Genomic DNA, 20,807 nt, shown 5'->3' with positions numbered 1-20,807 from the left:
TTCTCGTTTCGCGCCACGGATTTTTACCCCACTTCCAAACCTCTCCCCCTGTGGGGGAGAGGCTTTGAAACTATTCCAAAGCCCCTAAGCTATTAGTGTTGTTGATGGTCTGAATGAGAGATGCTGCATCGATAATTGATATTGGATTATTGACTGTTTGTATTGGATTAATAAGTGAATTGTTATTGATTGTTGCTATGTCTGTGGGTGTGCTTATTGTGAGAGATAAAGAAGTTATTCTTTCATTAGTTGCTCCAATATTTGCAAAAATAGGCGTTATTGTTAAAGTTGTGTTTGTGCCGGAAGTTAAAAAATTACTAACGGGGAAGGACAGTTCACCACTAACACTTTGATAAGCACCGGAAGGTGAAACTATAGAAACAGCACCACGCGCTACAGCTTGTTGTGAATATGCTGGCGCTGCAATAAAATTACCTACACTGATAAAACCCAGCAAGTAAATACTTCTTTGTATAGTTACAGGCAATTGACGAAACACGCTATACATGAATCATCCACTCCTCATGCTCTTTTAGATTTGCATGAGCAATATAGCTGTAACTTATGAGCAAATTTGATTCCTAGACTACTAAAATCTGGTATAAGTATTGACACTTAGAAATTAAAAGAGTAATAAACCCAATAAAAAAACACCCAAATTCTTGAACAATCTGGGTTTGTGGCTGGGGTGATGTGGCGAAACTCTAATTTAAAAGATTTCGTGAAGTATATTTTAGATGATGTTTTAAAAGTAGTTTGATGTGATTTTCGGCACTTCTAGATTCCCCCTAACCCCCCTTAAAAAGGCTACGGTGTACACACAAGTCGAATTACCCCCCTTAATCCCCCCTTGTAAAGGGGGGAAACAAGAAAAATCCGGTTCCCTCCCCTTTACAAGGGGAGGGTTAGGGTGGGGTAATTCGAGGACTGGTAGCGATTTGATAACTTGTGTGTACACCGTAGCTTAAAAAGGGGGGAACCGGAATGAAAGTCCCCCTTTTTAAGGGGGATTTAGGGGGATTTAGAACGTTTTGCTACCGATAAAAGGACTTTTAAAACATCCTCTTAGACATAGGAGTGAAAAAGAATGTAGAGACTTAGCGGTGCTACGTTTCTACAAGGGTTCTGGATAACGCATATTTAATTTCACCAGATGTCAATACTGCTCGGTTAAGAAAATTTGTAGGTTGGATTTGAACGAAGTGAAACCTAACAAAACCTCGATAATGTTGGGTTTCGTTCCTCAACCCAACCTACATTGGAGTTATTTATTAGGCTTAACCGAACAGTATTTCACCAGATGTCTATTTAAACAAATATCAAAAACCTGGTTTATTGAATAAACCAGGTTTTTTTTGTAATTTAGTGGATATTTGTGAAAATACAGCCCCTCAACTACGTTCAAGGTGCTGTATTTTTTACTCAATCTGTCACGTCTCACTGGCTCTCTACCTTATCCAGTATAAAAACTATTGATAGAGATAAAGGGGAGTGAGTCAGAAAGTTGATTAGCCTATTACCAAATATTTTGATGCAAATGCCTAGCGTGGGGATATTACAGTGATTTTGTCTCCACTGCTGGTAATGCTTCTTCAAGCAATACCCAAAAAGACACTGAAAATCAACGCGAGGTGTAAAAGCATCTAGGCTAGAAGCCGATAGATTTTTACACTACCGTTATTTTCTGTGAGGCAAAAACAAGTCTATTCTAAACCACCCAAGCCATTGACTCCACCAGCGGCTTTGATAATCGCTGATGCATCTTGAATGCTTGCAGCGTTACTGCCAGTGACAGCATTATCACCTTGGAGGATATCAATAATGACTCCTTGAATGGTTCCACCAGTTGGGATGGCTGTAGGAGTTCCTGCGCTAAGTGCTAGAGTTGTTATGCTTTCAGTAGTAGTACCTGGAGTAGCTATCACAGGCGTAACTAATAAAGTTTGAGTAGCAGGTGTTGCTCCTAGGAAATATAAACCACTAGGTAGCACCACCTCACCGCTAACGGATTGAGTAGCACCATCAGCTCTGCTAACTGTAACAGCAGCACGAGCAGCAGCATCTCCTGCGTTTGCAGGTGCTGCGAAGAAATTACCAGCACCAACCAAACCTAATACACAAATGCTTCCTTTGAGAATTGAAGATATTTTCATGATTAACAAACTCCTCAGTTGTTATCTTTACGTTCTCAATATAACCTTGAACCCTGAGTATCATTTCAGTAAAAATACTGGATTTTAAAAAATTTAGACGGTGATAGTTTAAAAAAACTAAGAGAAAAAATTGTTAGTTTAGGATCTAAGACAGCAGCATCAAAATCTTAATAAAATTAGAGATACAGCAACCTTTTGCCTAATTAATGCCTGTATTGCATTTGTAGTAATACATACAAACTTTTATATTTGGAAAAGCAACTCCAAAAAATACCGCAAGTACGGCTTTAGACCGCCTCTAATACCCAAACTCTCTGTAAACTTTGCTTAATAATCAGTCAAAAATTTTCAGAAATGCCTATGTCATATATTTGCTAAATCTTAAGTGTATTTTTATGAGAAATTGAATGTCCAGGATTTTAAGTCTGGATATTACCCACATTTTTTCAATCTCCCGCTTCGTTGCTATCCCACCTCGGAATCAATTCCGAGGCTAATAAACTAATCGGCATTTACAGCAGTTTTCATGTATTTGAACCACATTTGTCGTAAGGGCACAGCAATGCTGTGCCCCTACCGCGTGGTCTATTTAGCTGAAAATAGCTATAAGTTGCATAATCGGAGCGGCAAGATGCCCACCCCACAAGATTGGGTAATTTATTTGTTGTCAGTCCCTTAAAGCTGAAATTTGGCACCAGTCCTAACAGATGCTATTAGCGATCGCCTCAGCGTTATGCTCAAGCCCCATTTAACTTACTATATTTATTGTCCCCCACTTCAATGGGCTATATCTGCCTGCCTTTAAGTCATTATGGCAAAATCTAAAAAAAGCGCTAATCCCATCAATTTAAACGATCCACAATATTATCTTAACCGAGAGTTAAGCTGGCTAGAATTTAATGGCAGAGTATTACATGAAGCCTGCGACGATCGCACGCCTCTTCTAGAACGCCTGAAGTTTTTGGGAATCTTCAACTCTAATTTAGATGAGTTTTTCATGGTGCGGGTTGCTGGTTTAAAGCAACAAGTAGAGGCGAAAGTTACCCTGTTGACTCCTGATGGTCGGACACCACAACAACAGTTAGACGATATTCGGTCTACCCTGACTCCTCTTGTAAAGAAAGAGCATCAACATTTTGAGCAAGTACTTCGTCCTCTACTAGTAAATCATGGCATCCATATTCTGGATTACATAGATTTGAATCAAAAACAACGGACTCATCTCAACAGTTATTTTGAGGAACAAGTCTTTCCAGTTTTGACTCCTCTGGCTGTCGATCCTAGTCATCCCTTTCCTTTTATTTCTAATCTCAGTCTGAATCTGGCTGTTGTGGTCAAAAACCCAGACACCGAAGAAGAATTATTTGCCAGAGTTAAAGTCCCCAGTGTTCTCCCCCGATTTTTACCCATACCGCCGGAGTTGGGAGATCAGAACAACGAAAAACCTGCCCACTGGACTGGTGTACCTTTAGAACAAGCGATCGCTCATAACTTGGAATCTCTATTTCCAGGGATGAATATTCAAGAATATCATCCGTTCCGCATTACTCGTGATGCCGATTTGGTCTTAGAAGAAGATGAAGCAGATGATTTATTGTTAGCGATCGAACAGGAATTGCGAAAACGGCGCTTGGGTGGAAGTCCTGTCCGGCTAGAAATTCAATCTCAGACTCCTGAAATAGTGCGATCGCGATTATTGCATGATTTGGAATTAACAGAAAGCGATCTCTACGAAGTAGATGGTCTTTTGGGACTGCGGGATTTGATGTATTTTATGTCCTTGCCATTGCCAGAACTCAAAGATCCACCACGCCAATCTGTTGTACCATTACGCCTGCAAAGACTGAGAGAACCGAGTTTAGACCCAGATACCCTGGAGACGGACGAAGGAAAAGACTTTTTTGCTGTGATTCGAGAAAAGGATTTACTAGTACACCATCCCTATCAATCTTTTTCGGCTACAGTGGTGCGCTTTATTACCCATGCTGCCTACGATCCGAATGTGTTAGCCATCAAGATGACCCTCTACCGGACTTCTGGTGACTCGCCCATCGTCAACGCCTTAATTGCCGCGGCCGAAAATGATAAACAGGTATCCGTGCTGGTGGAATTAAAGGCGCGATTTGATGAGGAGAATAATATTTACTGGGCAAAACGCCTAGAAAGAGTTGGAGTTCATGTTGTCTATGGTTTAGTGGGGCTGAAAACCCATAGCAAAACCGTCATGGTAGTACGGCGGGAAAAAGACCGGATACGCCGCTACGTGCATATTGGCACTGGTAATTATAACCCCAAAACGGCACGGCTGTATACAGATTTGGGATTATTTAGTTGTCGTGAAGAATTAGGTGCTGACATCACAGATTTATTTAATTTCTTGACAGGCTACTCCCTGCAAAAGTCTTATCGAGAGTTGCTGGTTGCACCTGTGAATATGCGCGATCGCTTTTTGGCACTCATTCGCCGCGAAATCGAAAATGTTCAAAATGGATTTTCTGGACGCATTGTTGCCAAAATGAATTCTCTAGTCGATCCAGAAATTATCGCCACTTTATACGAAGCTTCCCGCGCCGGAGTACAAATCGACTTAATTATCAGGGGCGTTTGCTGTTTGCGCCCAGGACTCAAAGACATTAGTGAAAACATTCGCATAATCAGCATTATCGGTCGCTTTTTAGAACATTCTCGGATTTATTATTTTCATAACAATACACAAGAAGAAATCTATATCGGCAGCGCCGACTGGATGCGCCGCAATTTAGATCGCCGCGTAGAAGTAATTACCCCAGTGAAAGACCCTGATATTGCTAAAGATTTGCAAGAAATTATGGGAATTATGCTCGCAGATAATCGCCAAGCTTGGGAATTACAAGCTGACGGCACTTACATTCAACGGCGTCCTTATGATGATTCTCCAGAAGCTAATTCACAAAAAATTCTCATGAATATGGCATTACGCTCAAGTGGTGCAGCCTCAAACCTGATTGATTAAAAAATAAGTTACTTATACCTTGACAACTAGCTCAACTTAGTTTTTTTTAGAAAACTTGATTTTTTTGAGAAGTTATACCAATTTCAAAAAAGAATGCGACAAATACACCATTTGTAGAGACGCGATTCATCGCGTCTTTACCCAAGGATGTGTTGCAATCATTAATTGAATCGGTATTATCTAAGTTTTTTGTTATGGATTCACACAAGTTATTCAACCATAGGATAGAGTCAGTGCTGCCATTTGTTCCCATAAACTAGAGAGGCTGTTCTGAAATAATTTCGTCTTTTCCCTAAATGTTAATGTTATCCTGTGAGCTTTCTACCTTGCGTGTTCTAGTAGTTGATGACCACGAACTGACTCGTTTAACCTTACAATTAGTTTTTTCTTGCCAGGAGAATATTCAAGTAGTAGGTTTAGCCAGTAATGGTGAAGAAGCTATAGAAATGGTTAAACGTTGCCATCCTGACGTAATTGTTCTAGATTTACAGATGCCAGTAATGGATGGCTGGAGTGCGTCTAGTCAAATTAAAACTATATCTCCGAACACCCAGATCCTTGGTTACTCCTCAGTGGAAGACCTAAATTTTCACGGTACAAAGGCAATGTCAAACTTTGATAACATTTGCAAGAAAGATGTACCTACAAGCGAACTTATTGCCTTAGTTAGGCAGTTAGGTCAGCGTGCAGGAGATGGTTCAGTTGCAGGATAAATTATACAGCTATGTTGCTTCGCTAACTCACACTTAGTTAAATTCTGGGGATTTGAGGAGATGATAGTACTGAAAAGCGTCGGTATAACCTAAAGTTGAGGGTTAAACCGACGCAATTTTTGATAATTTCTACTCTACCGGAATAGTGCGTCTAAATTCATCAATTAATTCATCCAGTTCTTCCAAAGCCTGATTTACGTCAACTCTCAAAGTTCCCAAATTTGGTTGCTCCAGTAGACCTAACAGGTACTCGCGTTTGCTTTGAACTGCGACAATTCGTTCTTTTATAGTCTGTAAATCCATTATTTTTTTCCTATCTTTAACAAGTGGTAGGGGTTTAAGTCCCCTGGTTCTATCAAGCAGCGCGTTTTGTGTCGGGGTCTAAATCCCTGTCACAAAACGTAATTGCGAATTGCGTTAGCGCAGCGTTAGCGAGTCTTCGAGCGTCATTGCGAATTGCGAATTGTTTTAACTACCTTTAAATTTTAAGTTAACTCAAAATCCAAAATTCTGGGGCAATAATACGCCCTTGTCTCGTTCCCAGTCTCCGACTGGGAATGCCCCTCATTGAGGCGGAGCCTCAAGACTTGCAGCAGCAGCCCAATTGAAGAGCATTTCCAGCCAGAGGCTGGAAACGAGGTTTTAAAGAAGTTTCTGGTTAAGTTGACACCAATGGGCAAAGACAAGACCCTACACCTCGTGATGTAATGTTGTAACGCATCTGAATAAGAACCGCTATATAAAAAAGGCAGAACCCCTTGACTTCTTAGCGTATCAGTCTTAACCTAGCAATTTTGAGTTGGTTGAATACTACTGTCTAGGAAGGATGTTCTTCCCTAATTAGTTATTCATAGCCGATGATAATAAAACTGAGGTATTCAGAATTTATATTAATTTAAGCTCATGCTACGCCAAATCTCTTTGGGAACACTCGGTTTAACCATCGGCGGCATATTAACCATTATGGGTTTCGTCGCCTATGGTGCTAATAATGCCACATTAAATCTTGTCGGATTTTTTTACGGAATTCCTCTATTGTTAGGAGGATTGGCGCTGAAAGCTAATGAACTCAAGCCAGTACCCTTTACCCAAACTACGTCACCGTCAGCATTGATATTGCGCCAACAGCAAGCAACTGATACTCAAAATAAAATTCGCAAAGACATCACCCGATATTCTTACGGTCAAGATGCTCATCTAGATACAACACTTTCTTTTCTGGGTTTGAGTCCCTCAGATCAGGAACGACCAACAGTCACAGGCTTGCGAGAAGCAGAAGTCAATGGCAACTATGCCCTAATTTTAGAATTTGATTCACCGCTAATACCAATTGATGTCTGGCAAAAAAAGCAGGAAAAAATGACCAACTATTTTGGCCCTGGATTGGAGGTTGAAATAACGCAGCCATCAGAAAATACAATTGAGCTAGCACTGATCAATACTCAAAAAGAGTCATTAGTCAGTAGTCAATAGACATCTCCGAAAACCAATGTAGAGACTAGCAATTGCAACGTCTCTAAAAGGTTTTCAGGTAACGCATAATTAATTTCTGGAGATGTCTAATAGTCAAGAACAAAAATTATCGTTACCCAAACTCGATTCTTTTATGTAGCAATCCTGAATCAAACGCCTGACTTTTCACGTTATGTGGAAAAGCTAACGATTCACCTAACCCCCTAACGCCTTTCCCGGCTCGGTTAGGGGGAAAATTCAAAGTCTCTCTCCTCTTAGGAGAGAGATTTAGAGAGAGGTTTTCCACATACCGTGAAACGCTAACCAAAAAATTACTTTTCTAACCGGACTGCATACCACTGCAAATATTGCCCAGGAGCAATATCTAATTCGCAAGTGGTGTCAAGTAAATATTGTGCTTGAGCTTCCGCAGTATCAAACTTTTGCAAGTCAGGCGGCAAATCTTGAATTACGAGTTGTTGGAGAGTTATTTTGAGCTTTTCTAATAACTCTGATTGGGTCAGGAATTGTTCTGGTTGATTTGTTTCTAGAACAACAAAGTGATCTTGGTGATACATTAATGAGTCTGGCATTTGAAAGATTTAGTGAATGTAAATAGGTTTTGATTTGTAGATGAAAGTTATATCTTAATTCTGAAGTAATTGTCAGATTTAATTGTTCAATAACTCTTAATTTAGCATATCTAATTTTATAGAATATTAGCTATTAAACTACTGGTTGTTATAATAAATAACTATCAATTTTAATTGATCTAAAATATATCGGAATTAAATAAGAGTTTTTAATTATTTCATTAACCCAGAATGACTCGACAATAAAGCTTTGTACCAAGGGAAATGTCTAGTCTATAGTAATTAGACTAGACATTTGTAACCCTTGTCGAATAGACTAAATAAATTTGAGTCAAGTGATATAAATATTTAGTCTTAACTATCTTCTGAGCGCAGTTTTATAATTGCTTTGTCCTGTATCGTTAGGTTTCTAAACTAACTACAGAACTAAATCATTAAGGTTTACATTTGCAATTTTAAAAAAAATCGTAATTTGACTTTAACAATGGGGAAATATAAAAGTAAGATTTCCTCCCCTAACCATAGGCGAACAAAAAGGTAAGAATTGCCTTCGTGTTCCAATTATAGATTGTCTATGCAACTTAGTTATCTACCGCTTGCTTGGCTCAGTAACGCAAGAGCCTCTCTTGTCAAAAAACAGTTGATTGTGAAGCCAGACATACCTTTGCCGCAAATCCTGGCATTGATGAAAAGAGCGATCGCTCCCATGCGATTGAGTTGCACAGCCTTTTTCAGAATAGTTCTGCAAGTGGAAAGCAACTCATGTCAGGCATAACTCCATTTTCTGTTTCTAAGCAACCACCACTGATTCTAGTAGCTGATGATGACAAGACCATCCGAGTCTTGTTACGTAAAGCTATGGAACAAGAAGGTTATCGAGTGGTCGAGGCCAATGATGGTAAGCAATGTTTAGATGCTTACGAGACTATCAAACCGGATATAGTTTTGCTAGATGCTGTAATGCCTGTGATGGATGGTTTTACCTGCTGTAAGCACTTACTCCAGATTGCTAGGAATAATTTAATCTCAGCCCTTGCAACCTTTGATACTGACTCAAGCCTTAATAATACGGTGATCTCTAAGATATGGGAGCGCACTCCCATATTGATGATCACATCCTTGGATGATGAAGAATCTGTAGACCGTGCTTTTGAAGCAGGGGCGACTGATTATGTCACTAAGCCAATTCACTGGCCTGTATTGCGCCAGCGATTGCGTCGCCTGCTACAGCAAGCGCAAATCTACAAACAGTTAGAGGCGGCAAACCAAGCTTTGCACCACCTCGCCAATGTAGATGGCTTAACTGAGTTGGCAAATCGTCGCCGTTTTGACGATTATCTCAATACTCAGTGGATTAATCTGGCACAAGAGGAGTGTCCCCTGTCAATGATTTTGTGTGATATCGACTATTTTAAGTTTTACAACGATAAATATGGTCATCCGGCTGGGGATGTCTGTTTACAAAAGGTAGGTGCTTTATTAAGCCTCAAGGCGCAAAAAAATCAGGATTTAGTAGCGCGTTATGGTGGCGAAGAATTTGCTGTGATTATGCCATACACCCCTGCATCTGGCGCAGTTCACGTTGCCGCAGCGATACAAGAGGGAATCAAAGATTTGCGAATTGTTCACGATGGATCTGCGGTGAGTCAGTATGTCACGCTAAGTATGGGCGTGGCTACTGTTGTTCCCACTTGGGAATCCTCACCTTCAGATTTGATTGTGCAGGCAGATAAAGCACTCTACCAAGCAAAGACCGGGGGGCGCGATCGCTTTGTCTCAAGTTTTTAATTGTCATTTGTCATTTGTCATTTGTGAATGACCAATCTCTAAGAAGGATAAACTGGTAGTGTGAAGTGGAACCATGCTCCGTTATTGGGAGCAGAGTCTACCCAAATTTGACCATAATGGGCCAGGATGATGCGTTGACATAAACAAAGACCAATCCCGTAACCTTCTGTACCTTCATCCCGTTGTAGGCGGAAGTGATTTTCAAAGATGCGATCGCGATTCTCTACAGGAATACCAGGCCCAGTATCGCCGATACTAAACTGAACTTTTTGGGTAGTGCGGTGCAATCCGGCAACGCTAATTTTGCCACCTTGGGGAGTATATTTGATGGCATTATCCAACAGATTCACTAGCACTTGGCGGATGCGTTCTGGGTCAGCATATACATAAGGCAAGTCACTAGGAATATCTATTTCTACCTCTTGGGATTTGGCGGTGTAGCGATCGCACAATTCTTCTAGTACATCTAAGCAGACTTTACCTAGCTGTATTTTTTGTGGTAAGATAGGAAACTCTGTATCTTTTCCACGACCTACCTCTAAAAGATCAGCAATCATCCGGTCAATGACCTTAGTTTGATTGCGGGCTTGTTTTAATAAATGGGCCGTCATCGATGGCTTGAGGCGCTGGAATTGCCCTGTGTCTAAATTGTAATTAGATTGAAGAGTTTCGATGGCGATCGCGGCAGCAGTTAGCGGATTGCGGAGATCGTGCGCCAGCATAGCAATCACCCGGTCTTTAAACTGTAGCTGCTCTTGGAGGTTATCTTTTTCCTGTTTCAAGCGAAAAATTTCGTCTGAGAGTCGGATTAGTTCCGCAGAAACAGCAACTGAACGAATAGTGGATTTAGGCGATGTCGCTTTACCATTGTCCTCTATACGTTCTTGTAAGTCTTCCTGTACTTTTAAATAGGCGTCTAGAGCAGCTTGCCAGCGAGGCCACCAGTTTTTCAATTGCGCTATGATATTACTCCCAGCCAGAACCTGTCGTGGTTCGGGATGGATTTTGATTAAAGCTGGCGTTGCGATCAATTTAAAGTGTTCTGCTAAGTAAGGTTGTTGTCCAACATCGATAGTTTCAACTTCAAAACTATACTCAGCCTGCAATTCTTTTAAGTAAGCACGGATTCGCTGCACTTGTTGTCGGGACTTGGGTCGTCCATCGACAAATAGTAGCAGCTGGAGTGGAGCCTCAGAATAAATAGGCTGATCCTGGGAAACTTGCATGTAATCGTGTTTCAGCACTGGTAACAACCCGGCGACGTTTTACAGAAAGTAAAATAGACTGACGGTTGTCGATGGTCGTTGTTTTTTCTTCAATTTAATATCTATTTTAGATTCTTAATACTCCTATCAGTTCTGCGTTTTTGACATCAGACATATCTTTTTGAGCCTTTTGCCCCGTTTTGGTTAACTTTATCTCCAAGAAACACCCAAGTCCTTGAATATAAGTCTTAATTTGCCCTGAATCAAAAATTTGCGCCACTAGCAGGTCAAAGGTTTAACACTATGTCAATTTGAGTGCAGCAAACGCAGATGCTAATTGTATCTAATCTATCAGGAAGTTGTTTACTGTTCAGACCAAGTTTGTAGAGGGCTTTTTCAACCGCCATTGCATCCGATGAAGTGTCTTTTTGCCTCTACCCAATCCTAGTAATGATTGGGAAAACAGTCACAGCTAACTATGTACTGTCTCTATAACTTGCGAAGCGCACCTTCTGCCAAGCCTTCCTAAAAGAACCCCTACCCCATACCAGAAGAACAGGGGATGGATTGCCAAAGAAAAAACTTTGGATAACATAGAGGCGATGCCTACGGCGGTAAACTACGCCCTTTTAGAGAAAGCACTTACTGCTTTCGAGGCTGCCAATAAACTCTTGACTATAGCACAAGTAGCACTTTCCTCAGAAAATCAATTTAGAGATACTAGAGAAACTGCTGCGACACTTGACTGCTTTGCCTATCACCCCGCCCCCAAGAACTACAAGCTTACGTTAAGTTCCCGGAATTGCTTAATAGTGGCATTTCCACCTATTGCCTTATTCATCTTACCATCGTCAGATGAATAATTTCCAGAATCTATCGTCAGCAAGCGTTAGCGTTCTTTATGCATTCCTCTCCTTGGGTGAGGCTAAAGGGGGCGTCATAATCCCTGTGAGCTTAGAGCATCCAAATCACAAAACTCTTATCTAGCAAGTATTTCAGGTTTATTTATGTTTTTTTCCGCACAATGTTAGTTTGCCAGAATTTTAGGGAACTCTATAAATAAGCATGGGAATTATAAAAACCTAATGGCTGTAAAACGAAGACAATACGGTAGCTTCTTGCTACCGTTTACTCATTTTTAGAGATATTATCTTCACCAACAGAGACATTTACGAAGAAGAGGCCGTGAGTCGGTAGTGTCTTTTGGTGATATTAAGAGTCAGAGGAGCAGGGGAATAAAGGAGAATAACCATTCCCAATGCCCCATGCCCCATTCCCATTTAATGAACAGTCTGCGCTAGGGTAGGAATTGAAACTCAATTTGTGATTTCCTGTGCTTCCCTGTAAACGTCCAGCTGTATTTCTAATTTGGGCTGTTCTACTGACTTCGTTAACAGCCTGTGCTAACAGTCCAGTTGCCAAAAACCTTGAGGAATCTTTGGCGGCAGATCCGAAACTGCAAAGCAATCCAGTTGTCTTTGGAGAATCTCAGGATAACCAACCGCAAGCACAGCAAAACGAATCTACACTTCAGTTACCTGCTGATTTTCCTAAAGATATCCCCCTATATTCCAATGCCAAACTACAGGAAGTTACACCTGCTAGCGGCTCAGAAAACAGAGTCTCAACTCGTTGGTTGAGTTCTGACCCCAGCAACTTTATTGCTAGCTTTTATAGTAGCCAGTTTCAAACAAATAACTGGCAGATTTTGCAACAGCCAACAGATGATGCGGGAGGTGTGTTTGAGGCACGTCGTAACGATTTGCTGTTGAAGGTTTCCATTCAGCCTAAATCAGTTACTAACGCCACACCTAATCAACCCCAAACAGCTACAGAATTACTGATTGACTACGTACCAAATAGTACTGCAACGGCACAATCTACCCCAACTACAAATCCTAACGAAACTACTAACGCCGTTCCTCAACCAGGAAATTCCCAGTTTATTGGCCCGGTATCACCTGCAAACTTGGCAACACAGCCACCAAGTACGGCTAATAACCAAGCAACTTCTATACCCACAGCCGAATCTCAGGTATTCAACGATCTCAATAAAGTACCGCAAGAATGGCGGCAACATATCCAAGACTTAGCTGCATTAGGTGTTTTATCTATAGAAACAGAAGCAACTAAGAGCAATACTGCCACAACTAACCAGTTTGAACCCAGTAAAATTGTTACACATCGGGAATATGCTCGTTGGCTAATTGCTGCTAATAATGCTATGTATGCCAGCAATCCAGCTAAACAAATTCGCTTGGCATCAGAAACTACTCAACCTGTTTTTAGTGATGTGTCTGCAAAAGACCCTGATTTTCCAGCAATTCAGGGATTAGCTGAGGCTGGGTTAATTCCCAGTTCTTTGTCTGGAGATTCTACAGTAGTTTTGTTTCGTCCTGATTCACCCCTAACGCGGGAACAGTTGCTGCTATGGAAATTACCTCTAGATACTCGTCAAGCTTTACCCTCTGCTAACTTAGATGCAGTCAAACAAACCTGGGGCTTCCAAGACGCGGCGCGAATTGACCCCAAGGCTTTAAGAGCAGTGTTGGCTGATTACCAGAATGGCGAACAATCGAATATTCGACGGGTGTTTGGTTATACGACTCTGTTTCAACCCAAAAAACCAGTAACTCGTGCTGAGGCTGCTACAGTTTTGTGGTACTTTGGCAGTCAGGGTGAGGGTGTATCGGCTACTGAGGCTTTGAAATTAAAGCGAAGTTAAAGCGGTGTCTACAATGACTTACACCATTCTGTTGCGGTTAGTCCGTCGTTAGCATAAAAGTGGGCAATTTCCACGCTTTAGCATATAAATTTTGCCATTTCTTTGTAATATAGCTATTTTTTATCAAGAAAATGTAAATCTAAGTATTTTCAGCTTTTTTATCTGTGTTTGATAAATTTTTGAGGAATAGTTAAGTAAAACACTTAATAGGCGTACTTAGTCAGGGCTATTTCATTCTCATCTAGCCCGCCTCAGAATGAATTCTGAGTCTAATAGCTAAAGTCGTCTTTCGACGACTGAGAAAAGGTTATAGTCCCACCCTTTCATTACTTTTAAACAAATTAAAAATACCACAGGTAAAACAAATATGAAAAAACAAGCTGTAGCGGTAGGATTTGTTCTGTTATCTTTCATGTTGCCGCTCAAAGCGAATGCTGCGAGTTTTTCCAAATTTTATGTATTTGGCGACAGTCTTTCTGATACTGGCAATGTTTTCACTGCTACTAATGGTTTAGCCACTCCAACAACAGCCATTCCCCAAGAGCCACCGTACTTTCAAGGGCGTTTTTCTAATGATCAGGTGTGGGTAGACTACCTGGGAAATCAGCTAGGATTAAATCCTACCCCATACTTAATTTCAAATCCTACTATTCCCAATCAAGGTATTAATTTTGCTGTGGGCGGCGCTAGTTCTGGTCAGGGTAATGCTGTTGTTCCTAGTGCGCCGTTACCGGGAGTACTGGAGCAAGTCGGCTTGTTGACGCAACCAATTCTACAAGCGAATCAGAAGCTTGATCCAAATGCCCTTTATGCTGTATGGGGAGGTGCAAATGATTATGTGTTTGGTCAAGCTACCAATCCGGCTCAAACAGTCCAGAATTTATCAGATTCAGTAGGGTTACTTGCTTCATCTGGCGCAAAAAATATTTTAGTCTTTAACTTGCCTGATTTGGGCAAGATTCCATTTGCATTCGCTACAGGTCTATCTAGCAACTTGACTGCTTTGACAAATGATCATAACAAGAGATTAGCAGAGGAACTAGGCAAATTTAGCAATAGCTCGGACTTGAATCTGATCTCTGTAGATGTGTTTTCCCTATTTAATCAAGTACAAGCAAATCCAGGGAAGTTTGGGTTTCAAGATGCGGTTAACCCTTGCGTAGTAGGAAATTTCCAGACAATCATAAGTGTATGCTCTCAACCAAACGATTATTTGTTCTTTGACTCTGTGCATCCAACAACAGGCGTTCATAAGTTAGTAGCAGATACTGCACTGGCGGCGATTGAGGCTAAGTCTGTCCCGGAACCTGCGATAAACTTGGGGATTTTAGCCCTTGGTGCTTTTGGTGCGGTAGGAGTGCTGAAGCGTCAACAAAAAAGGTCAGCAGGTCGGATTGTTGATGCACAATTGTCTCATACAACAGTCGAAAATTAAACTAACTAACTATATTGATGTGGGATTACGATCGCTTATTTCAAATTATTGAAGAATTAATCATGCACCATTCTCCGAGTGGTGCAGAAGCTGAGATTAACCAGTTGCTGATGCAACGATTTGCGGCGCTGGGTGTGGAAGTCTGGTGCGATCGCGCCGATAATATTATTGCGAAGATTCCAGGGAAAAATGCAGACCGAGCGATCGCCATCACTGCACACAAAGACGAAATTGGCGCAATTGTCAAGAGTCTCGCTGATGAAGGTCGTGTCAAAGTCAGCAAACTCGGCGGTTCTTTCCCGTGGGTTTATGGCGAAGGCGTTGTAGATTTACTGGGAGATAACGAAACCATTAGCGGTATTCTCAGCTTTGGTTCCCGCCACGTTTCTCACGAATCGCCCCAGAAAGTGCAGCAGGAAGATACTACTGTGAAGTGGGAAAATGCCTGGATTGAAACGAAGCTCACATCTGCTGAATTAGAAACAGTTGGGATTCGACCTGGAACTAGAATGGTAATCGGCAAGCATCGCAAGCGTCCAATTCGGTTAAAGGATCATATTGCTGGTTACACCTTGGATAACAAAGCCTCTGTTGCGATTTTGCTAGCTTTAGCTGAAAATCTGAAACAGCCAGTTGTTGATGTTTATTTGTGCTTATCAAGCATTTTGGGCAACGCATAAGTAGGTGGGCGCTAAAAAACACAACTAGATTAAGAAATGTAAATTGCTAAAAAGCTTATATTCAAAGTAATTTAATTTCACCTGCGCTTGATTTTACAGACATTACCAATCGCTTGCTTTAGTGTCATCCCAGACTTCCAATTCCAAGTCGCGGAGATAAGTTAACCCGCTTTGAATTTGTGCATCTGTTCCTTGTAATTCAAGATCAAACCAACCATCTCCGACAGCATTGGCTCCCAAAATCGCTGCCGTGATATTCACAGTCAGTCCATAGTCAGACACCAAGCGAGAAATGACAGGTTCCTGGTGATAATCCTTAGGAATTCTTAGTCGAATCCGTTTATTGGTAAGTGTATTGTCAGTAGCCATATCTGAGTTATTTCAATTCCTGATCGGGATTGGTACAGAACTACTCTTAATCCTAATGGTAATTTCCTGATAGGTACTAGACATCTCCAGAAATTAATTAGGTGTTACCTGAAACCCTTGTTTTGACGTTGCATTGCAACGTCAAAACAATTCATTTTCGGACATGTCTACTAAGTAGATCGTACCATGTCCCATGATTTGCTTGTAGCCTATTCAAAGGATAACTATAATCTCTTGATTTTTCTATTCGACATCTTTAATGCGGGTTTTCCGTTCCAGAATCTCCTTCAGCACCAAGGTTACTACTGCTAGCAACGCTAACAGTACAGCCGCAGAGAAGGCAGCTTCGGTTTCATATTGTTTGTAAGCGTCTTCTACAAACAGTGGTAAACTCTGGGTTTGGTCACCAATGTTGCCAGATACCACCGAAACTGCGCCGAATTCACCCATTGCTCTAGCATTGGTCAAAATTAAACCGTAGAGTAAACCCCAACGGATACTAGGCAAGGTGACGCGCCAAAATATCTGCCAATCTTTTGCACCTAGAGTTCTAGCAGCTTCTTCTTGATCCTTACCAAACTCCTCTAAAACAGGAATGACTTCCCGCGCCACAAAGGGCATACTCACGAAGGCTGTAGCCAGTACCATCCCTGGAAAGGCAAAGATTATCTTGATATCATGAGCCTGGAGCCAAGGGCCAAACCAGCCATTGCGTCCGTAAAGTAGCACAATCATCAATCCTGCGACTACGGGGGAGATGGAAAAGGGCAAGTCAATAATGCTCAAAACTACGGCGCGTCCGGGAAATTTATGACGAGCGATCGCCCACGCTGCACATAGCCCAAATACCGTATTTAAAGGTAGAGAAATCACAGCTAATAACAGTGTTAACCAAGCAGCATGGAGAAAAGCCGGTCGTGTCAGGTTGGATAGAAATGGCCCAACTCCTTTGCTGAAGGCTTGGACAAAAACGTTAATTGCCGGGATATATTGAACTAAGGCTAAATAGGCGATCGCTATACCAATTAAAAGTATTGGCACCCAACTTTTCTGCTCTTTCGGCTTGGCTATATCTGTATCAGATGCAGATGAGTGAAAACTTGGCTTATCTACTGTCATATCGCCTTGCCCATGCTTGTAAGAAATTAATTGCCAATAGTAGTACCAATGAAATGGATAGTAAAACTATGCCAATTACTGTTGCACCAGAATAGTCATATTGCTCTAATCGCTGGAAAATCAGTACAGGTGCGATTAAATCTTGATAAGGAGTATTGGAAGAGATAATTACAGTTGATCCATACTCTCCAACTGCACGAGAGAAACCCAAGGCAACACCAGTCAAAATCGTTGGAAATAGAGGTGGCAAAATCACTTTCCAAAAGGTCTGCCATTGAGAAGCACCCAGACACCAAGAGGCTTCTTCAATTTCACGTTCCATTTCCTGAAGCACGGGTTGCACAGTTCTCACGATAAAAGGTAGCGAGATAAATATCATTGCTACCGCAACTCCTGTGCGGGTAAAGGATACCTTAATTCCCAATGGTGCTAGTAGCGAACCTATCCAACCATTATCGCTGTAAACTGTTGCCAGTGTTAACCCTGCTACCGATGTTGGTAATGCAAAGGGTAAATCTACTGTGGCATCAATCACGCGTTTTAAGGGGAAGTCGTAGCGAACTAAAACCCAAGCAATTAGAGTACCAAATACGCCATTGAGCAAGGCTGCAAATATTGCTGTAACAAAGGTGACATTATAAGTTGCTAATGCTACATCGCTGGTTGCGATCGCCCAAAATCTCGCCGGAGGTTCCGTACTCGCTTTCAGGAACATGGCAATTATGGGGATAAACAACATCACTGTCAGGTATCCTATGGTGATTCGCCAAGTCCAAGGAACCCGCCCCAATTTCTTCCAGAACGGTGTTTTGCGTTCAACTTCCAGAGAGGGAGATACAGTTGTCATAGTCAAAAATTCAAAATCTAAAATTCACAAGAAGTTTTGGCGTTGCTGATTGGGATATGAAAAATAATTTTGCGTAATTTAAAAATCCTTGTAGAGACGCAAAATTTTGCGTCTCTATATCTAGATTCATACCTCGATTCAGCAAGACCGAAGTTTTTCGTCATTAGTCGGTCTTTTTGTTTACCGACCATTAACAAATGACAAATGACAAATGACAAATGACTAATTACTTTTTCTTGGCTTGAATCTGGTCAAAAATAGCTCCATCAGCGAAGAACTTCTTATTTATTCCATCCCAACCGCCGAAGTCTGCAACTGTACCTAAAGTTTTCACCTTGGGAAATTTGTCTGCAACTTCTTTACTTAGGGTCAAAGTATCATCCGCCGGTCGGAATCCCAATTTTGCAAACTCCTGTTGAGCCTCTGGAGTATATAGATATTTGACAAAACCTTCAGCAACTTCACGCGTACCGTGCTTATCAACATTTTTATCTACCACTGCGATGGGATTATCGATGGAGATATTGACATCAGGGATAATCGCTGTCAACTTTTCACCCTTTTGTTCTGCCAAGATAATCTCATTTTCATAGTTAATCAGGGCATCACCTTGACCCTGCTTGAAAAAGGCATCAGTAGCTTCACGAGCATCCTTAGTCAACAAAGGCACATTTTTGTAGACTTTGGTAACAAACTCAGTCGCTTTCGCATCATCTCCACCAGTTTTAATCACTGAATTCCAAAGAGCTAAGAAATTCCAGCGAGCAACTCCTGATGTTTTCGGATCGGCGGTAATTAGTTTTATACCGTCTTTAGATAAATCTTCCCAGGTTTTAATGTTTTTCGGATTTCCTGGGCGGGTGACTAATGCTGCAACTGATTTGGAAACAATACCATTGTTGGGAACTTCTTTCTCCCATCCTGGCTGAATCAATCCAGCCTTCTCAATCTTTGAGGTGTCTCCAGCTAGCGCCAAGTGGACAACATCTGCTTCCAAACCATCAATAACGGCGCGAGTTTGGGAACCAGATCCGCCATAGCTTTGCTTGAAGACGACAGTTTGATTATGATCCTTCTTCCACTGTTCGACAAATTTAGGAATAATTGCTTCGTGAGCCGCTTTAGTAACTGCAAAGGAAACTAGAGTTAGTTCAACATTATCCTTGGTTGCAGCAACAGGACTGGCAGCAGGGGTTTCAGAGGAAGAATTACTCGCTGTTCCACCAGAGCAGGCAGCAAGCGCCACACTCAATACAGTCCCTACCAAAAAGAGTGATACAAAGCCTCTAAGCGAATTTAGTCTGAACCGATACGTTCTATGTTCAGCCATCGCTTGTAATCTTTTCAGTGGGCGTTGCCACAAACTCATTGCATTTCCTCCACTAAATCTACAAATAATTGATGGGAATACAGTTATATAGTGTTTATCATACTGGATGATTATATGTATCTAGTTGCAAACACCATAAACCTCACATTCTTTACCAAGAATATGGTGATTTTACCAGTTCTGTGAGGAATTAGAAATGCTTTTACTTTAAAGTATCAAGTTGTCATCACAATTTGCTGCCTGATATATCAAGCAACTTGCTAGGGAATAGCGAATTTTTGAGGATGGTCTACTCTATCGGCTTCGCTCAACGCAGTACAACAAAATCAACTAACGTCTTAAGTGCAAGGACAATTACTGTAGTGAGAAATATACGCCGCAACCAGATGTTACTGAGCCTGAGGGCAAGCCGTGATCCAACAATTCCACCCATGAACATAGTAACACTCAAAATCATACCTAGTTTGTAATCAACTATTCCCTGTGTAAAGAAAATAATGGTGGCAATTAGGGAAGAAAAAATGTTGATAAACTTTGTGTTTGCGATCGCCTGCACAAATGTCATCCGAAATAGGCTGACATAAGCTGCTGTGAGCATGGTGACATAGCCACCACTAAAGAAACCACCATAAACACCAAGTACAAAAGTTGCCACATATCCACCAATTTCTGCTATTGGTGATGGTTTCCCTATTCTTGAAACGATTCCAGCTTTCTGATTGGTGATTGAAAACACGGCAACCACAATCATCAAAATCGAGATAATTAGAGGCATCAATTTTGAAGGTACAACTAAAACAAATAATGCACCGATCATTGAGCCTAAAAGCGTTAGGAAAATCATTATTGGCAAGCGACTGCGGTCAATTGCTTTTTTACCAATAAAAGGCAATGTACCACCAACACTCATAAAGGTTAATGCCAACATATTAGTAGCAAGAGCAATACGCGGTTCAATACTCAATTGCAACATTACAGGGACGGTAATTAAAGAAGTGCTTCCTGTAATGACACTTATGACACTTGTGAGAAAGAAAATTGCAATGAGGAGCAGTAATTGGCTAGCATTCATCAGATAATTTTATTTTATGTTGTTAGGAATACATTTTCTGCAATGATGTTTGCAGTAAACAGAAATATCCACAACTGTTGTTAAACAAGATCTACAGCGTTTTCTTGACTATATTAATATAGATGTATTTCAGTGTAAAGACATAAGTTTTATACCAACAAAATCAGTATTTTATATAACTTTTTAACAACTAAGTTGGGCGAAAATTATCTAAATTGGTAAGTTGTAAAAGTAATGTACATCTGCAACAAAAAGATCCCCGACTTCTTCAAGAAGTCGGGGATCTGAGCCTCTCAGTAAAAAGCAAATTAAATAGGATTGCTATATAGGATTC

19 protein-coding genes and 1 pseudogene are annotated in these 20,807 nt (G+C 41.1%); 9 read left to right on the top strand and 11 right to left on the bottom strand.

From position 1 onward, the window contains the following. Positions 1–70: 70 nt before the first annotated feature. A complete protein-coding gene (locus D1367_RS22640) occupies positions 71–508 on the bottom strand; it encodes a hypothetical protein (RefSeq protein WP_118168362.1) in 438 nt (145 codons plus the stop codon). 1,195 nt (positions 509–1,703) lie between these two features. Then, positions 1,704–2,153 (bottom strand): hypothetical protein, encoded by a 450-nt coding sequence (locus D1367_RS22635; protein WP_118168360.1) that lies wholly within the window; start codon positions 2,151–2,153, stop codon positions 1,704–1,706. An 811-nt stretch (positions 2,154–2,964) separates the two neighbouring features. Between D1367_RS22635 and ppk1 the strand changes: the two genes are divergently transcribed. Then, a complete protein-coding gene (gene ppk1 / locus D1367_RS22630; protein WP_118168358.1) occupies positions 2,965–5,145 on the top strand; it encodes a polyphosphate kinase 1 in 2,181 nt (726 codons plus the stop codon). Between the two features lie 46 nt (positions 5,146–5,191). Here the strand turns inward: ppk1 and D1367_RS31150 are convergent, their stop codons facing one another. Next, on the bottom strand, positions 5,192–5,398 hold the full coding sequence (locus D1367_RS31150; RefSeq protein WP_118168356.1) for a hypothetical protein: 207 nt from the start codon (positions 5,396–5,398) through the stop codon (positions 5,192–5,194). A 43-nt stretch (positions 5,399–5,441) separates the two neighbouring features. Here D1367_RS31150 and D1367_RS22620 point away from each other — a divergent pair, with 43 nt between their 5' ends. Next, the gene (locus D1367_RS22620) at positions 5,442–5,858 is read left to right on the top strand and encodes a response regulator (RefSeq protein WP_118168355.1); all 417 of its coding nucleotides are present in this window, start codon (positions 5,442–5,444) and stop codon (positions 5,856–5,858) included. A 129-nt stretch (positions 5,859–5,987) separates the two neighbouring features. On the opposite strand, the gene D1367_RS31145 is transcribed toward D1367_RS22620, so the two are convergent. Next, positions 5,988–6,161, bottom strand: coding sequence for a hypothetical protein (locus tag D1367_RS31145; RefSeq protein ID WP_181984929.1), 174 nt, complete (start codon positions 6,159–6,161; stop codon positions 5,988–5,990). A gap of 600 nt (positions 6,162–6,761) precedes the next feature. On the opposite strand from D1367_RS31145, the gene D1367_RS22615 reads away from it, so the two are divergent. Further along, the gene (locus D1367_RS22615; RefSeq protein WP_118168354.1) at positions 6,762–7,331 is read left to right on the top strand and encodes a DUF2854 domain-containing protein; all 570 of its coding nucleotides are present in this window, start codon (positions 6,762–6,764) and stop codon (positions 7,329–7,331) included. Positions 7,332–7,642: 311 nt separating this feature from the next. Here the strand turns inward: D1367_RS22615 and D1367_RS22610 are convergent, their stop codons facing one another. Beyond that, a complete protein-coding gene (locus D1367_RS22610; protein WP_118168353.1) occupies positions 7,643–7,903 on the bottom strand; it encodes a CRR7 family NDH-1 assembly protein in 261 nt (86 codons plus the stop codon). A gap of 574 nt (positions 7,904–8,477) precedes the next feature. On the opposite strand from D1367_RS22610, the gene D1367_RS22605 reads away from it, so the two are divergent. Both D1367_RS22605 and D1367_RS22600 read left to right on the top strand, forming a co-directional pair. Beyond that, entirely contained in the window at positions 8,478–8,678 is a 201-nt protein-coding gene (locus D1367_RS22605) for a hypothetical protein (protein ID WP_118168352.1), read from the top strand. Then, positions 8,666–9,691, top strand: a complete 1,026-nt coding sequence (locus tag D1367_RS22600; RefSeq protein WP_118168351.1) for a response regulator — start codon at positions 8,666–8,668, stop codon at positions 9,689–9,691. Before D1367_RS22605 ends, D1367_RS22600 begins: the two co-directional genes overlap by 13 nt. A 38-nt stretch (positions 9,692–9,729) precedes the next feature. Here D1367_RS22600 and D1367_RS22595 read toward each other — a convergent pair whose 3' ends face one another. After that, positions 9,730–10,935 carry a histidine kinase gene (locus D1367_RS22595; protein ID WP_181984928.1) on the bottom strand — a complete coding sequence of 402 codons (1,206 nt, stop codon included), beginning with the start codon at positions 10,933–10,935 and terminating at the stop codon, positions 9,730–9,732. 545 nt (positions 10,936–11,480) lie between these two features. On the opposite strand from D1367_RS22595, the gene D1367_RS22590 reads away from it, so the two are divergent. From D1367_RS22590 to D1367_RS22575, 4 genes and pseudogenes are all read left to right on the top strand, one after another. Then, positions 11,481–11,759, top strand: a complete 279-nt coding sequence (locus D1367_RS22590; protein WP_147337390.1) for a hypothetical protein — start codon at positions 11,481–11,483, stop codon at positions 11,757–11,759. A 470-nt stretch (positions 11,760–12,229) separates the two neighbouring features. Then, positions 12,230–13,621, top strand: coding sequence for an S-layer homology domain-containing protein (locus D1367_RS22585; protein WP_118168348.1), 1,392 nt, complete (start codon positions 12,230–12,232; stop codon positions 13,619–13,621). 367 nt (positions 13,622–13,988) lie between these two features. Next, entirely contained in the window at positions 13,989–15,056 is a 1,068-nt protein-coding gene (locus tag D1367_RS22580) for an SGNH/GDSL hydrolase family protein (protein ID WP_118168347.1), read from the top strand. A 17-nt stretch (positions 15,057–15,073) separates the two neighbouring features. Continuing rightward, positions 15,074–15,718, top strand: a pseudogene (locus tag D1367_RS22575) (M42 family peptidase); the annotation flags it as partial. A 120-nt stretch (positions 15,719–15,838) separates the two neighbouring features. Here D1367_RS22575 and D1367_RS22570 read toward each other — a convergent pair. The 5 genes from D1367_RS22570 to D1367_RS22550 form a co-directional block, all read right to left on the bottom strand. Continuing rightward, entirely contained in the window at positions 15,839–16,105 is a 267-nt protein-coding gene (locus tag D1367_RS22570) for an NIL domain-containing protein (RefSeq protein WP_118168346.1), read from the bottom strand. A 243-nt stretch (positions 16,106–16,348) separates the two neighbouring features. Next, positions 16,349–17,224: a sulfate ABC transporter permease subunit CysW gene (cysW, locus tag D1367_RS22565; protein WP_118168345.1), complete on the bottom strand. Its 876-nt coding sequence runs from the start codon at positions 17,222–17,224 to the stop codon at positions 16,349–16,351. Beyond that, positions 17,211–18,071 (bottom strand): sulfate ABC transporter permease subunit CysT, encoded by an 861-nt coding sequence (gene cysT, locus D1367_RS22560; RefSeq protein WP_118168344.1) that lies wholly within the window; start codon positions 18,069–18,071, stop codon positions 17,211–17,213. The genes cysW and cysT overlap by 14 nt, the downstream gene beginning before the upstream one ends. Before the next feature lie 226 nt (positions 18,072–18,297). Beyond that, on the bottom strand, positions 18,298–19,440 hold the full coding sequence (locus tag D1367_RS22555; RefSeq protein ID WP_118168343.1) for a sulfate ABC transporter substrate-binding protein: 1,143 nt from the start codon (positions 19,438–19,440) through the stop codon (positions 18,298–18,300). Between the two features lie 268 nt (positions 19,441–19,708). Beyond that, positions 19,709–20,473, bottom strand: a complete 765-nt coding sequence (locus D1367_RS22550; RefSeq protein WP_118168342.1) for a sulfite exporter TauE/SafE family protein — start codon at positions 20,471–20,473, stop codon at positions 19,709–19,711. Positions 20,474–20,807: the final 334 nt, after the last annotated feature.

Source organism: Nostoc sphaeroides (assembly GCF_003443655.1).
Lineage (GTDB): Bacteria > Cyanobacteriota > Cyanobacteriia > Cyanobacteriales > Nostocaceae > Nostoc > Nostoc sphaeroides.
The sequence above is the reverse complement of the archived record's forward strand: the minus strand, read 5'-3'. Positions and strand labels throughout refer to the sequence as shown.

What these genes read in the sequence shown, in the direction of transcription:
- D1367_RS22640 (WP_118168362.1), bottom strand. Translation starts at nt 508, where the DNA reads ATGTATAGCGTGTTTCGTCAATTGCCTGTAACTATACAAAGAAGTATT.
- D1367_RS22635 (WP_118168360.1), bottom strand. Translation starts at nt 2,153, where the DNA reads ATGAAAATATCTTCAATTCTCAAAGGAAGCATTTGTGTATTAGGTTTG.
- ppk1 (WP_118168358.1), top strand. Translation starts at nt 2,965, where the DNA reads ATGGCAAAATCTAAAAAAAGCGCTAATCCCATCAATTTAAACGATCCA.
- D1367_RS31150 (WP_118168356.1), bottom strand. Translation starts at nt 5,398, where the DNA reads ATGGGAACAAATGGCAGCACTGACTCTATCCTATGGTTGAATAACTTG.
- D1367_RS22620 (WP_118168355.1), top strand. Translation starts at nt 5,442, where the DNA reads ATGTTAATGTTATCCTGTGAGCTTTCTACCTTGCGTGTTCTAGTAGTT.
- D1367_RS31145 (WP_181984929.1), bottom strand. Translation starts at nt 6,161, where the DNA reads ATGGATTTACAGACTATAAAAGAACGAATTGTCGCAGTTCAAAGCAAA.
- D1367_RS22615 (WP_118168354.1), top strand. Translation starts at nt 6,762, where the DNA reads ATGCTACGCCAAATCTCTTTGGGAACACTCGGTTTAACCATCGGCGGC.
- D1367_RS22610 (WP_118168353.1), bottom strand. Translation starts at nt 7,903, where the DNA reads ATGCCAGACTCATTAATGTATCACCAAGATCACTTTGTTGTTCTAGAA.
- D1367_RS22605 (WP_118168352.1), top strand. Translation starts at nt 8,478, where the DNA reads ATGCAACTTAGTTATCTACCGCTTGCTTGGCTCAGTAACGCAAGAGCC.
- D1367_RS22600 (WP_118168351.1), top strand. Translation starts at nt 8,666, where the DNA reads ATGTCAGGCATAACTCCATTTTCTGTTTCTAAGCAACCACCACTGATT.
- D1367_RS22580 (WP_118168347.1), top strand. Translation starts at nt 13,989, where the DNA reads ATGAAAAAACAAGCTGTAGCGGTAGGATTTGTTCTGTTATCTTTCATG.
- D1367_RS22570 (WP_118168346.1), bottom strand. Translation starts at nt 16,105, where the DNA reads ATGGCTACTGACAATACACTTACCAATAAACGGATTCGACTAAGAATT.
- cysW (WP_118168345.1), bottom strand. Translation starts at nt 17,224, where the DNA reads ATGACAGTAGATAAGCCAAGTTTTCACTCATCTGCATCTGATACAGAT.
- cysT (WP_118168344.1), bottom strand. Translation starts at nt 18,071, where the DNA reads ATGACAACTGTATCTCCCTCTCTGGAAGTTGAACGCAAAACACCGTTC.
- D1367_RS22555 (WP_118168343.1), bottom strand. Translation starts at nt 19,440, where the DNA reads ATGAGTTTGTGGCAACGCCCACTGAAAAGATTACAAGCGATGGCTGAA.
- D1367_RS22550 (WP_118168342.1), bottom strand. Translation starts at nt 20,473, where the DNA reads ATGAATGCTAGCCAATTACTGCTCCTCATTGCAATTTTCTTTCTCACA.